Raw genomic sequence first — 14,219 nt, 5'->3', positions numbered from 1 at the left:
TTTTTTATACCGATACTGATGTGTAGTTTTTCTGTACGTAATCCAGCACGATCTGCTGGAACTCCTGCACGATCGTGTCGCCGCGCAGCGTGGCCACCTTCTGGCCATCGACGAAGACCGGCGCGGCCGGCGATTCGCCGGTGCCCGGCAGGCTGATGCCGATGTTGGCGTGCTTCGATTCGCCGGGGCCGTTGACGATGCAACCCATCACGGCCACGTTCATCGCTTCCACGCCCGGGTGGCTCTTCTTCCATTCCGGCATCTGCTCGCGCAGGAAGGTCTGGATATCGTCCGCCAGTTCCTGGAACGTGGTCGACGTGGTGCGCCCACAGCCCGGGCAGGCGATCACCATCGGCATGAACTTGCGCAGACCCATCGTCTGCAGGATTTCCTGGCCGACGATGACTTCCTTCGTGCGGTCGCCGCCCGGCTCCGGCGTCAGCGAGATGCGGATCGTGTCGCCGATGCCTTCCTGCAGCAGCACGGACAGTGCCGCCGTCGAGGCGACGATGCCCTTGCTGCCCATGCCCGCTTCCGTCAGCCCCAGGTGCAGCGCGTAATCGCAGCGCCTGGCCAGCTCGCGGTACACGGCGATCAGGTCCTGCACGCCGGAGACCTTGCACGACAGCACGATCTTGTCGCGGCCCAGGCCGATTTCCTCGGCGCGCTGGGCATTCTCGATGGCGGACGTGATCAGTGCTTCGTACATCACCGCCTGCGCGCTCCACGGATTGGCGCGGGCCGCGTTCTCATCCATGATGCGCGCCAGCAGCGCCTGGTCCAGCGAACCCCAGTTGACGCCGATGCGCACCGGCTTCTGGTGGCGGATCGCCACTTCGATCATCTGGGCGAATTGCGTGTCGCGCTTGGCGCCCTTGCCCACGTTGCCGGGGTTGATGCGGTACTTCGACAGCGCGGCGGCGCAATCCGGATACTCGGTCAGCAGCGTGTGGCCGTTGTAGTGGAAGTCGCCGACCAGCGGCACGTCGACGCCCATCTTGTCGAGCTGCTCGCGGATGTAGGGCACGGCTTGCGCGGCCTCGGGCCGGTCCACCGTGAGGCGCACCAGCTCGGAACCGGCCCGGGCCAGCTCCTTGATCTGGATCGCGGTGCCGACCGCATCCGCGGTATCGGTATTGGTCATCGATTGCACGACGACGGGATGGTCGCCGCCGACCCACACCTTGCGGTCGCCATGCGCCACCAGCACGCCCTTGCTGGAGCGGCGCGCCAGGGGGCCGGAAGGGATCGCGTTAGAAGGTATGGCGGTAGTAAGTTCGGACATGCTCATTACTTGATCTGGACACGTGAAATGGTGCCGTTCGCTACTTTCGGCAGCGGCAGCGGCTGGCCGCGCAACGTGGCGCGCACGCCTTCCGGCGCGCCGACGGTCAGCTGCGACTGGCGATCGATCTCGAAACTCTCGGTACTGCCGGCCTTGACGAGGCGGGAAATCAGCGGCGATGCGCCGGGCCGCTTGATCTCGACCCACGAATCGGCCGTGAAGACCAGCGTCAGCGTATTGGCGCCCTGCGGTGCCGGCGTGGCCGCGGCCGGAGCCGGCGTGGTGGCGGCTGGCGCAGTGGCGGCGGGTGTCGTGGCAGCCGGCGTCGTCGCAGCCGGTGTCGTTGCAGCCGAATTCGTCGCCGGAGCGCCCGCGATCGCGGTGTTCGGCGGGGTCGTCACCAGCGGCGCGGTATTTTCCGGCGTTGCCGGCCCCTGCGAAGGCGTCGATACCAGCGGTACGTTCGGCGACAGCAGCGGCGGCGTGGTGGCGGTGGTGCCGGCGGTACCTGGCGCGGCCGGCGCGGTAGCCGCTGGCGCGGCCACGGTGGCCGGTTTGCTGAGTGCGGCCGGCGAGATCAGGCCGGCCTGCCATGCGCCGGCACCGGCGATGACGGCCAGCGCCACCACGCCACCGATGATCCAGACCTTCGGCTTCGACTGGCGCGAAGCCAGCGTGGGAAAGCGCGACTGGGAAAACGTGGTGGGAATCTTTTCGCGCCTGATCGGCGCATGTTCGCTCGACGTGGTGACCGATGGCGTGACTTCGATCTGCGCCACCAGCGGTGCCGGATCGAGCCGCACCACCTTCGCATAGGCGCGAATGAACCCCCGCGTGACGGCCATGTTCGGCAGCGAAGCGAAGTCGCCCTGCTCGAGCGCGACGACCTGGCGCGGCGCCAGCTTCAGCTGATCGGCGATCTGTTCCACGGTCAGGCCCATCGCTTCGCGCTGCGCGGCCAGCGTTGCGCCCGGCGCGGCGGCATGCTGCCGCTCCTGTGCGTGCCCCTGCCCGTGAGGCTGACCCTGCGGCTGCTTTTGCCCTTCTGAATCCATTATTACCCCTGTCTCACTCATCAAACGCCCCGCGCTGATACGCAGCATACTCGGGCGAGGCGGCATGGTGGCGCCGCAGCTGTGTCGCCCAAGCTTCTTCCGCCCCCTTGTCGCCGAGCCGGTGCTGGACCCGGACCGCGAGCCACAGCACATCGGCCGGCAAGCTGTCGGGCCGGGCAACCTTGCCAAGCCGGGTAAGGAAGAAGTTGGCGCGCGCGTAGTCGCGACGCTCGTAATAGACCCGCGCCAGGTTGGCGCTGGTCGACGGCTGATCCGGGGCCAGCTGCAATGCTTGCAGCAAGTATTGCTCGGCCCGCTCGTAATCCTTGCTCTTCAGCGCGCAACTGCCCGCATTGTTCATCGCCTTCACGGGCGAAGAATACTGCCGGCTGGCCAGTGCCGCGTCGAACCAGCGGAACGACTCGGCCACGCGACCGTTCTGGCACAGGAACGAGCCATAGTTGTTCGCGATATCCGGGTTGTTCGGCGCCAGTTGCAGCGCGCGCTTGAAATTATCGTCCGCCAGCGTCGCCTCGCCCATGCCCATGTAGATCAGCGCGCGCACGCCGTAGGCGTCCGCATAGCCGGGATCGGCGGCGATCGCCTTCTTGATCTCATCGAGCGCGACGGGCAACTGGCCCTGCTCATAGTAGCCGACCGCCAGCTGCATGCGGATCTGGGCGCGCTTTTGCGCAGCCGTGGCATCCGACAGCGTGGGCAGCTCGGCCCTGCCGCTGGTAGCGCCGGCACCGGTGCCCGCGGGGCCGCCCGTACAGGCGGCCAGCAGCAGCATGGGCAACAACGCGCCCAGCAGCCCGGCGGAACCGAGCCTGGCGCTGCGCGCGCGGCACTGGGCGGCTGCGGTCATCAGGACCGGATCTCCACGATCTTGCCGAAATCGGCACCGAACTTGGTTTTATATTCGGCCATCTTTTCCATGCGCTCGGCCACGCGGGTACGGTCCTTGACCTCGCCGGCAAGCTGGCCGCAGGCGGCGTCGATGTCGTCGCCACGGGTCTTGCGGATCGTCGTCACGATGCCGGCGTTCATCAGGATTTCCGAGAAGGCCTTGATGCGGGGATTCTTCGAGCGCGTCAGGCCCGATTCCGGGAAGGGGTTGAACGGAATCAGGTTGAACTTGCAATTGATGCCATATTGCGGATGGTTCACCAGCGCGATCAGTTCGCGCGCATGCTCGTCGGAATCATTGAAACCGTCCAGCATGCAGTACTCGAACGTGATGAAGTCGCGCGGGGCGAATTCCAGGTAACGCTTGCAGGCCGCCAGCAAGTCGGCCAGCGGGTACTTCTTGTTCAGCGGCACGAGACCATTGCGCAGCTCGTCGTTGGAAGCGTGCAGCGACACGGCGAGCGCTACCGGCACGTCCTGCGACAGCTTGTCGATCATCGGCACCACGCCGGAAGTCGACAGCGTGACGCGGCGGCGCGACAGGCCATAGGCGTTATCGTCCAGCATCAGCTTCAGCGCGGTGGCGGTCGGCTCGTAGTTCAGCAGCGGCTCGCCCATGCCCATCATCACCACGTTGGTGATCTGGCGCTCGCCTTTCGGCCCCGGCTCGATGCCCTTGGTCTTGCGCAGTTCGAACTCGGCCATCCACAGCTGGCCGATGATCTCGGCCACCGTCAGGTTGCGGTTGAAGCCCTGCTTGCCGGTCGAGCAGAAGCGGCAGTTGACCGCGCAGCCGGCCTGGGTGGAAATGCACAGCGTGCCGCGGTTTTCTTCCGGAATGAACACGGTTTCCACGGCATTGCCATTGCCGACATCCACCAGCCACTTGCGCGTGCCGTCGGTCGAGGTATGGTCGCTGATGACGGCCGGCGCCGTGATATGGGCGCGCGTCTTCAGCTTCTCGCGCAGGGACTTGGCGAGGTCGGTCATGCTGTCGAAGTCCGACGCGCCGAACTGGTGGATCCAGCGTTGCAGCTGCTTGGCGCGGAACGGCTTCTCACCCAACTGCGCACAGTAGTCGATCAGTTGCGCGGGATCGAGGTCCAGCAGGTTGGTGAGGGTCGTTTCCATAACTAGTTTCAATCTTTTTTCAAAACACCTCCGCCCCGGACATGCCGGGGCGTCAGGCGATACTACCGATGTAGTGCTATCGCACCGTTAATCTTGGCGATTAACGGGAGTACACGTTCAGTGCTGGGAAGAAGTAAGCGATTTCCGTGGCGGCGGTTTCGGCGGCGTCCGAACCGTGAACGGCGTTGGCATCGATGGAGTCGGCGAAATCGGCGCGGATCGTGCCTTTTTCAGCTTTCTTCGGATCGGTTGCGCCCATCAGGTCGCGATTCTTGGCAATGGCGCCTTCGCCTTCCAGAACCGTGATCATCACCGGGCCGGAAACCATGAAGTCCACCAGGTCCTTGAAGAAAGGACGGGCAGCGTGCACGGCGTAGAAGCCTTCGGCTTCGGCGCGCGACAGTTGGGTCATGCGGGCAGCCACGACTTTCAGGCCAGCACCTTCGAAACGGCTGTAGATCTGGCCGATCACGTTCTTGGCCACTGCGTCCGGTTTGATGATGGACAGGGTGCGTTCGATTGCCATTATTAAAAACTCCAGTAAAAAGAAAGGGTTAAAACGTAATTGATTTCTCGATCAACCTTTGATTTTAGCATACAACACCCCATATACTATGCGTGTTGGGGCGGAAGATGGCGTAACAAGCGGCGGAAAGCCGTATCGAAACCCTGGAATGCGCACCGAAGCGGACGGTATTGGCTGGGAAGCCCAGCCGTTCGCAGGCAGTTGGGCGGATTCCGGAGGATTTCAAGAGCCGGATCAATGGATCGATCCGGCATCACAGACCATCCCGGCGGGCTTCAGCCCTTTTCGGCACCACGCGTGCTAAGCTTTGGCAAGGGTACACCGTACCGACAAAAGGAGTGCAAACTATGGCGAACTTGGAAAAAACTTATCAATATGCGGGCGGGCAGGCAGTCACCCAGAACCGCGTGCTTCGCAACACCTACTGGCTGCTGTCGCTGTCGATGGTCCCGACCGTGCTGGGCGCGGCCGCCGGCATGACATTCGGCATCCCGATGCCGGGCGGCTTCCTCGGCGCGCTGCTGTTCCTGGGCATCGCGTTCGGCTTCATGTGGGCGATCGAGAAGAACAAGCACAGCGGCGCGGGCGTGGCCCTGCTGCTGGGCTTCACGTTCTTCATGGGCCTGATGCTGACGCCATTGCTGATGCGCACGCTGTCATTCGCGAATGGCGGCACGCTCGTCATGCTGGCCGCCGGCGGTACCGGCGCGATCTTTGCCGTGCTGGCAAGTATCGCCACCGTGTCGAAGCGCGATTTCTCGGGTGTCGCGAAGTTCGCGTTCATCGGCCTGGTGCTGATCATCCTGGCATCGCTGGCGAACATCTTCTTCCAGATCCCGGCCCTGTCGCTGACGATCTCGGTGCTGGCCATCGGCATCTTCTCCGCCTTCATCCTGTATGACGTGCAACGCATCGTCAACGGCGGCGAAACCAACTACATCAGCGCCACGCTGGCGTTGTACCTGGACGTGTACAACATCTTCACCAGCCTGCTGTCGATCCTGGGCTTCACCAGCGGCGACCGCGAATAAACACTGCATGCAGCATCCCGAAGCCGGCCTAGTGCCGGCTTTTTTATTGCCCCGATACTGCCGAGCTGGTATCAAGACAACACCGAGGACAGTCCCTAATGCCGTCAAGTTGAGCGTCATACGGCTCATTGGACGCGCATGCATTCACCCCAGCAGCGAAGGGCAGGGGTCAGACCCGCCGGGTCTGACCCCAGAATTTGCACTTGGGGTGGACTTAACTGACGCATGGGGACAGTCCCCGATTTTTTTGCAACACAATCGTTGAAGTGGCGCGACGGCGCAGGTTGTTGCTGATGCGCTGCCCCGACGCTATTCGGCGCCGCGCACGGTGAACGTGGTGCGATCGACTTCCCTGCCCGTTCCGTCCAGCAGCACCAATTCATGCTTGCCGGGCGCGGGAGCCCAGCCTGCCTGCTGGCCGGTGGAGCCTGCTTCCGTGCCGTCGAGCCGCCAGCGCAGGTCGCGCGGGCCGTGCGCCAGGAAGAACACGCGCTGCCGGCCTGCCGGGATATCGGGGTCGACCGCCAGGATCGCCCCGTCGGCGGGATAGACGATCTCGGGGAGCCGCTGCTCGGCCGGCAGCAGCGCCACCCGCGATGTCTCGGTGCCTTTCAGGAACCATTCGGGCCGCGCCGCTTCCAGCGCAGGCTGCCACGTGACGGTGCGGCGCACCACACCGGCCGGCGCTTGCGGCGCACGGCCGGGAAGATCGCGGTTCAGGTAATCCATCACGTCGCGCCAGACCGGCGCGGCCCCGCTGACGCCGGACACGTCCCACATCGCGCTGCCGTCGAAATTGCCGACCCACACGCCGACGGTATGGCGCGCGGTATAGCCGATGCACCAGTTATCCCGCATGTCCTTGCTGGTCCCGGTCTTGACGGCCGCCCAGTACGGCGCGGCCAGCTCGTTCTTCAGGCCGAACGTGGCCGCCCTCGCCGCGCGGTCGGCCAGGATGTCGCCCACGATGAACGCAGCGCCCGCATCGACGACGCGACGCCTTGCCACCGGCCGCGCGCGGGCCTGCAAGGTGGCGCCGCCGGCCACGCCGCCGTTGGCCAGCGCCCGGTAGGCATTGGTCAACTCGAGCAGGGTGACGTCGGCCGAGCCCAGGGCCAGCGACGGACCATAGAAATCGGCTTCTTCGCCGAGGCTGGAAAACCCCAGTGCGCGCAACTGCGCGGCGAAGCGTTCCAGCCCGACCAGCATCAGCGTGCGCACGGCTGGAACGTTCAGCGAACCGGCCAGGCTGGCGCGCGCCGTGACGATGCCCTTGAAGTCGTGCTCGTAGTTCTGCGGCGCATACAGGCCGGACGGCGTGGTCACTTCCAGCGGCGTATCGTCCAGCGGCGACGCCGCCGTCAGCAGCCGCCGCTCCAGCGCCAGCGCGTACAGGAATGGTTTCAGCGTCGATCCGGCCTGCCGCGCCGCGGTCACGCCATCGACCTCGCTGCCGCCGGCATTGCCCACCCAGGCCAGGATCTCGCCGGTGGCGTTATCCAGGACCAGCACGGCGCCATCGGCCACGTGCCGCTCGCGCAGCGCCATCAGCTGCTGCCGCAGCACCGCCTGCACGTGGCGCTGCAGCGTGCCATCGAGCGTGCTGCGCACGTTCTCCCCGGCCCCCTTCAGCAATTGCGCAGCCGCCTCGCGTGCCGGCGGCAATGGCGCCATCGATGCCTGCCGCGAGAACGCCCGCTGGGCAACGGCATCGATCGCGGCACACGGCGTGGCCGCCTTCAGGTCCCTGGCCAGTGCGCAGGCCCGCCGCGCCACGATGGCCCGGGAGGCGGAGGGTGCCCGCAACAGGCTGGCGAGGATCACCGACTCGGCCACGTCCAGGCCGGAGGGCGCCTTGCCGAACAGGCCCTGCGCCGCCGCGCCCACGCCTTGCAGTTCGCCGCGGAACGCCACCAGGTTCAGGTACGCTTCGAGGATCTGCGCCTTGCTCCATGCGGCATCGAGCGCGCGGGCCGCTACGGCCTGGTCCCATTTCTGGCCCAGCGTGCGGCCGCCCGGCCCTGCCTTCAATGCCGGATCCAGCAACCCGGCGAGCTGCATGGTGATGGTCGACGCGCCGCGCGGCCGCTCGCGGAACAGGTTGTCCCACGCCGCCTGCCCCATGGCCCGCAGGTCGACGCCGCCATGTTCCATGAAACGCGTGTCCTCCGCCTGCAGCACGGCCAGCGGCAGTGCCGGCGAGATGTCCGCCAGCGCCACCCATGGGGCGCGGCGTGCCTGCCGGTCGACGCGCAGCGCCTGCACGGGCGCGCCATGGCGGTCCAGCATGACCGCGTCCGATGCGCGCCACTGCGCCCTGACCTGCTCATGCGCCGGCACGGCGGGCGCCGATGCCGCGGGCGCCGCGGATGCTGCCAGCAGCACGGCGATGGCAAGAGAACGTACCGGCAGGATACGCATCGGCAGAATACGCATCGGCAGGACACGCATCGGCAGAATACGTAGCGCCAGGGAGCACATTGGCAGCCAGCGCATTGGAAAACAGCGCATCACTTCACCTCGACCGCCGCATTCGGCGACTCGCCGAACATCTCCGGGCTGTACATGGCCTCCACCCGCGTGGGCGGCAGGCCGAAGCGGCCGGCATTGTTCAGCCGCACCGTGTACTCGACCGTCCACTTCCCCTTCGGCACGAAGGCGTAATAGGAACGGAACGCGGCGAACGTGCGCTCCTGGAACGCCGGCCACGCCCAGCCGGAAGCCTTCTCGCCGCGCGCGCCGATGCGTGAATCGTTGCCGAGACCGGAGCCGAGCACGGTGGAGCCGGCAGGGATCGGGTCGTCGACCACCACCCACGTCATGTCGCTCTGCGCTTCCAGCTCCAGCCTGACGCGATAGGTATCGCCGCGCGCCCACGTGCCGGCCGCCGCCTGTTCGAGCGGCGTGACCGTCTTCCTGATCACGTAGCCGGAGGACAGCGGCGCCGCCAGCGGGAGCGCCGCCAGGCTTTGCACGGTCACCCACGGCTTGCCGCCGCCCTCATGGCGCATGTCCAGCGACGCGGCGCCGCGCGGCCATGGCAGCGTGACGGCCGCGGCTTCGCCGCCGCCCTGCGCGGTCGCCGCCGCACCGTCCTGCAACGCGACGCTGCGCCGCTCGCCGCCAAGCGCCACGACGGCGCTGCCCGTCACGGCTTCCGCCTCGAAGGCCCGCGAGAACTTGCGCAGCGCGAGGGCGCCCCAGGCATTGGCAACGGTGGTGCTCCAGCGCCCGTGCTTCTGCCTGCCCAGCGCACCGCGCGCCAATCTGCCCATGTCGGCTTTCCAGGCCGGGTCGTCCAGCACCGCCAGCAGCAGGCGGTTCGCGTTGACGTCGGCGGACACCATCAGCCACCACCAGGCGTCGGTGCGCTCGGTCGAGAAGGTCATGGTCGTGCCTTGCAGGTTCAGGCGGGACTTGATGATCTGCCCGGCCTCGCGCAGGCGCGCATCCCGCTGCGGCAGCTCGGGCGTGCGCGCCAGCACCAGGTACCAGTCGATGACGGCCGAGGTGGGCCACAGGTTCGGCTGCAGCGTGAACGATTCCGTCATGCCCGGATTGACGCGCCCTTCGCGCGACAGCGCTTCCAGCGCGGCGAGCTTGCGCACCGCCAGGTCGGCCGTCGGCAGCGGCGAGCCACGCACGATGCGGCCTTCCACGAAGGCTTCCAGCCCGTCCAGCATGCGCGACCTGTGCATGGCGGGCAGTTCGTAGCCCGCTTCATGGCTTACCGAGAGCAGGTAGGCCGTCAGCGTATCGCTGCCCTGCTCCATCGGCGCGAAGTACTTCGCCAGCCCGTCGCCATCGAGGTAGGCGGGCAGCCCATCCGCCACGCGGCTCCACATGGCCGCGTCGCCCAGCGCCACCGCGCGCGAGGCCTGCTGTTCCAGGCAGGTGTACGGGTAAGCCGCCATCCAGTCGCGCACGCCGGGCAGGTCGCCGCCCAGGCGCGCCGTGAACGATGTGCGCACGCCGCCGCGGCCGGGTACCGCGCCGGCGGGCAGCTGTACCGTCATGGCCTGCGGCTTGTCCAGCTGCAGCAGCGTGGCCTGCATGGTGCGCACCGGCACAACGGGCTGCACCTGCTGGCGGACGCGCAGCCGGTCCGTGGTGCCGCCCGCGCTGGCGGCGACTTGCCAGGCCAGCTCCGTCACGCCGGCCGGCACCGTGACGTCCCACGCCACCTCCTGCGCCTGCCCCGCCACGAGGCTCACCTTTTTACCCGGCAGCGCCTTGCCGGCCAGCGTGGCGGCCAGGTCGGCCTGCAGCGCCGCGCCGGTGGCATTGCGCACCGTGAACGCTGCCCGTACCCGGTCCCCCTCGCGGACCAGCGGTGGCAGGCCGGACAGCAGCATCAGGTCTTGCGACGTGCGCACGTCGGCCTGGCCCGTGCCGAACAGGTCGGCATTGCCGTGCGCAATGGCAACGATGCGGAAGGAAGTCAGCGAATCGTTCAGCGGCACCTGCACCCGCGCCTCGCCATTCCCATCGACCTTCACGCTGGCCTGCCAGAACAGCAGCGTGTCGAACAGCTCGCGGCCCGCGCCCTTGCCACCGCCGCCGCCAGTGGGCACCGCCTTGCGGCCGAAGTGCCGCTTGCCGACCACCTGCATCTGCGCGGTGGACGTCGCCACCTGCAGCCCGCGCTGCCGCATCATCGCTTCCAGCAGCTGCCAGCTGTCGTTCGGCATCAGCTCGAGCAGGCCGACATCGACCGCGGCCAGCGCCACTTCGGTGCCGGCCGGCGGCCGCGTGCCATCGGATCGCGCCACGCGCACCGTTACCGCGGCTTTCTCGCGCACCTTGTAGACCGGCTTGTCCGCCGCCACGCGCACCTTCAGTTCGTTGGCCGCCCAGCCGACATTCAGCGCGGCGATGCCCAGCTTGTAGGCCGGCTTGCCCAGGTCGACCAGGGCGGTCGGCGCGATGCCGCCAACCCGGCCGCGCACCACCATGGCCGACACGAACACGTTCGGCGCATACGCCGGCTTCATCGGGATCGTGATCACGGGGGCATCGCCGGACAGCTCGCGCACATAGGTATCGAGGATGCCCTCGCGCTCGACCGTCACCAGCGCGGTGGCCTGCCGGAACGGCATGCGCACCTGCAGCGTGGCCTGCTCGCCCGGCTCGTAGCGCTTGCGCTCGGGCAGCATGTCGATGCGGTCGTTGTCGGTGACCTTGTACCACCAGTCTTCGCCATCGGCTACCCAGGTTTCGCGGCTGGTCACGGCGGGGTTGCCCCGGCCGTCGGTGGTGGTGGCGCGCAGCAGCAGGTTGCCGCCCTGCGGGGCCGCGCCTTCGCAGACCAGCAAGCCCTTCGCATCGGTGCGGCCGGCGCACGCCTGTCCGAGCGCCTTGATCTCGCTGCTGTTCTCGTACGAGTAGAAGCCGCCGATCAGCCGGCGCCGGTGCGTGTAGGTGTCGCGCTTGAAGTAATCGACCCGCACCGGCGCATCGGCGACCGGCCGGCCTTGCGTATCGAGCACCGCCACGGTGAATTTCAACGCTTTCCTGCTCATCACCCAGCCGTCCGGCGCGATGCCGATCACGTACGCCGATGGCCACAGCGGAATGCGCGCGGAACCGGTCAGCGTTTCGCCATTCGGGTCCTGCCACGTCATCTCGGCCAGCAGCTCGGCCGGCTGGGCCGACGGCGGCAAGCCATCGAGCGTGATGCGCGCGCCGCCGGCGCGGTCCAGCGTCACGTTGCGCGTGCGGACCGCGGCGCCGCTGCCGTCCTCTTCCTCCTCGAACACGCCCTCGTCATCGTCGAACGCGGCGCTTTCGCGCTCCACGCCTTCGCGGATGTCCGGCCCGGCGAACGCATATTCCTGGTAGTCGGGAAACTGTACCGGCTTCGGCTCCACCAGCGTGGCGACCTTGACCTGCGCGCCGCCGGCGCCGCCGCCGGACAGGTAGGACAGCTGCACGTCGAGCGGCACCTGGGTGACGCGCACCGCCGGGTCCTTCGGCCCCTGCAGGACCGCCTTCATCGTCGGAACACGGAACTGCTCGACGCGGAAACGTCCCGATTCCTGGCCGTTCAGCATCACCTGGTACCAGCCCTGCTTCGCATCGGCCGGAATCTTCCAGTCCACCGCCGCGCTGCCGTTGCGCCATGCCAGCGGCAGCTCGTAGCGCTGGTCGCTGCCTTCATGCAGCAGGAATACCTTGCCCGGCATCGCGGCATCCTCGACCTTTTTCGTCGTGCCGCTTTCCGGGTCGTAGACATCGCGCGACACGCGCTCGCCGGCGCCGGCGAATTCGATGCCGGCCGTGGTATGCCGGCGCATGAAGTGCTTCATGTGCACCGTTTCGCCCGAGCGCAGCAGCGTGCGGTCGAACACGGTGGCAGCGATCAGGTTATGCGCCGCGTGGTCCTCGGTGTTCACGTTGAAGCGCCACGGCTCGATGCCCTCGTTCCAGTCCGACAGCGTGAACGTGAAATCGCCGCCGCTGCGCGCGCTGACGAAATAGCGGTCCTGGTACCCGCCACAGCGTGCCGGCGGCAGTTCGATGCCGATGCGGGCCAGGCCCTGGGCATCGGTGGCGCCCTGCCACAGCAGCGCACCCGAGCAGGCGCGCACGGCCACCTTCGCCCCGGCCACGGGGCTGCCTTTGTCCAGCGACGTGACCCAGACCAGCGACGAGGTCTTGCCGTGCTTGAAATGGGCCGCCATGTTCGTCACCAGCGCGGCCGTGCTGACGTACGCCGTGCCGGGCTTCTTCAGCAGCGCGGCACCCAGTTTGGGGCTGGCGAGTTCGACGATGTGGAAGCCCGGGGCCAGCGGGATGCCGATCACCTCGAATGCCTTGCGGCCGCCGGGCTTGGGCAGCGCGAAACGCTTGCCCGCGCCGCGCAGCAGGGAAGCGGCCATGGTGTCGGCATATTGTTCGTCCGGTTTCCAGCCGTGCGGGTTGGCCAGCTTGCTCAGCCAGGCGATGACCTGCTCGTCGGCGTTGTCCGCCACCCGCAGCGCATTGCCCTGCAAGGCCGCGGACTTGCCCGCCAGCCGTGCCTCGACATTGCGCACGGTGACCGGCAGCAGCCGGTCGCCTTTCGACTCGATGATGCCGAAGCGGGCCGGGAACTTGACGAGCGGCGGCGCGGCGCCGGTACGCACCACCAGTGGGAAGCGCGCCGCGTTGACGAGCGGCCGGCCGGCATCGTCCTTCAGGCCGGCCGGCAGATGCAGGCGGTATGTGGTATTCGCCGCCAGCGGTGCGGCGAAGGTCACGCTGTCGAGCGTCATGCCGCTTTTCAGTTCGCCGTCGAACGACGGGGCCGTGCGCTTGCCGTCCGGCCCGACCAGGTAGATCTGCTGCAACTGGGCGACCGGCAGCGGCGCCGTGAATGCCAGGCGCGCCGGCAGCACGGGAATGCACGGACCGTTGCGGCGGGCGCGGTCGCAGCTGAATTTCGCGCTGAAATCGGGCTGGCTGCGGTAGGCAAGCGGCTGGTCCTCGGTGGTGGCGATACCGCTCGCGCTGGCGATCCCGGCACCCCACACCAGCGTTACCTGGGCATCGGCCGGCAAGGTGCGGGCGCACCGCAGCACCTGCACCGGCAGCGCGGCGTTGCGGTCGCCGGTGACCCGCACGTTTGCCTTCCACGTGACCCCGCGTGCTTCGTAGAAGACGGCCAGGTGGCCCTGCACGAAATGCTTGCGCGCGGCCAGGATCTGTTCGCGCTCGCTGCCGGTCACGGCGCGCACGGGAATCCTTTCGCTGATCCCTTCGGCGCGGCACCAGGCATTGGCGATCACGGTTTCCTCGCGCGGCAGCGCATCGAGCCCCAGCACGAAGACCTGCCGTTCGTCGATGCGGTCGCCTTCTTCCGGCAAGGCGGCGATCACGGCCGGGCCGCCGGTATCGAAGGCGTACGTGCGTTCGCCTTGCAGCGGCTGCCCCGCCAGGTCGTTCAAGCCGGCTTTCAGCGTGAAACGGCAGGCCACGCCGGCCGGCAGGTCGCGCTCGAAATCGTAGCTCCAGTTGCTGCCATCGATCCAGCGGCCCTTGCCGGGCTGCGGGCAATCGATGTCGAAGGGATCGGCCAGGCGCAAGTCGCCGAACGCCACCATCTGGCCGGAAAAGCGCGCCTGCACCTGGCGCACGCCTTTCACGGTACCTTGCGGCGTGAACGATTCAATGGTGGTTTGCGCCCGCGCCACGCCGGCCATGCAGCACAGGAAGGACAGGGACAGGAGGAAGCGGAAGGCGCGCATGGGTTCTCCGGAGATGGGAACCCAGTCTTGCAAGAAGTGCAATCGGTGTCAATA

At 67.5% G+C, this 14,219-nt stretch carries 8 protein-coding genes; 1 reads left to right on the top strand and 7 read right to left on the bottom strand.

What is annotated here, in order from left to right; all coding sequences use genetic code 11:
- Positions 1-4 precede the first annotated feature (4 nt).
- From ispG to ndk, 5 genes are all read right to left on the bottom strand, one after another.
- The gene (ispG, locus tag EYF70_RS06110; protein WP_131144614.1) at positions 5-1,285 is read right to left on the bottom strand and encodes a flavodoxin-dependent (E)-4-hydroxy-3-methylbut-2-enyl-diphosphate synthase; all 1,281 of its coding nucleotides are present in this window, start codon (positions 1,283-1,285) and stop codon (positions 5-7) included.
- Between the two features lie 5 nt (positions 1,286-1,290).
- The gene (locus EYF70_RS06105; protein ID WP_131144613.1) at positions 1,291-2,340 is read right to left on the bottom strand and encodes a RodZ domain-containing protein; all 1,050 of its coding nucleotides are present in this window, start codon (positions 2,338-2,340) and stop codon (positions 1,291-1,293) included.
- A gap of 13 nt (positions 2,341-2,353) precedes the next feature.
- Positions 2,354-3,208: a type IV pilus biogenesis/stability protein PilW gene (pilW, locus tag EYF70_RS06100; protein WP_131144612.1), complete on the bottom strand. Its 855-nt coding sequence runs from the start codon at positions 3,206-3,208 to the stop codon at positions 2,354-2,356.
- On the bottom strand, positions 3,208-4,380 hold the full coding sequence (gene rlmN / locus EYF70_RS06095; RefSeq protein WP_131144611.1) for a dual-specificity RNA methyltransferase RlmN: 1,173 nt from the start codon (positions 4,378-4,380) through the stop codon (positions 3,208-3,210). Before rlmN ends, pilW begins: the two co-directional genes overlap by 1 nt.
- A gap of 100 nt (positions 4,381-4,480) precedes the next feature.
- Positions 4,481-4,906 (bottom strand): nucleoside-diphosphate kinase, encoded by a 426-nt coding sequence (ndk, locus tag EYF70_RS06090; RefSeq protein WP_131144610.1) that lies wholly within the window; start codon positions 4,904-4,906, stop codon positions 4,481-4,483.
- Between the two features lie 347 nt (positions 4,907-5,253).
- Between ndk and EYF70_RS06085 the strand changes: the two genes are divergently transcribed.
- Positions 5,254-5,937 carry a Bax inhibitor-1/YccA family protein gene (locus EYF70_RS06085; RefSeq protein WP_131144609.1) on the top strand — a complete coding sequence of 228 codons (684 nt, stop codon included), beginning with the start codon at positions 5,254-5,256 and terminating at the stop codon, positions 5,935-5,937.
- Between the two features lie 309 nt (positions 5,938-6,246).
- Here the strand turns inward: EYF70_RS06085 and pbpC are convergent, their stop codons facing one another.
- Both pbpC and EYF70_RS06075 read right to left on the bottom strand, forming a co-directional pair.
- Positions 6,247-8,358, bottom strand: coding sequence for a penicillin-binding protein 1C (gene pbpC, locus EYF70_RS06080; protein WP_131148921.1), 2,112 nt, complete (start codon positions 8,356-8,358; stop codon positions 6,247-6,249).
- Positions 8,359-8,447: 89 nt separating this feature from the next.
- Positions 8,448-14,165, bottom strand: a complete 5,718-nt coding sequence (locus EYF70_RS06075; protein WP_131144608.1) for an alpha-2-macroglobulin family protein — start codon at positions 14,163-14,165, stop codon at positions 8,448-8,450.
- Positions 14,166-14,219: the final 54 nt, after the last annotated feature.

This window comes from Pseudoduganella albidiflava (genome assembly GCF_004322755.1).
Taxonomy (GTDB): Bacteria; Pseudomonadota; Gammaproteobacteria; order Burkholderiales; family Burkholderiaceae_D; genus Rugamonas; species Rugamonas albidiflava.
This window is presented reverse-complemented; position numbering and strand designations above follow the sequence as displayed.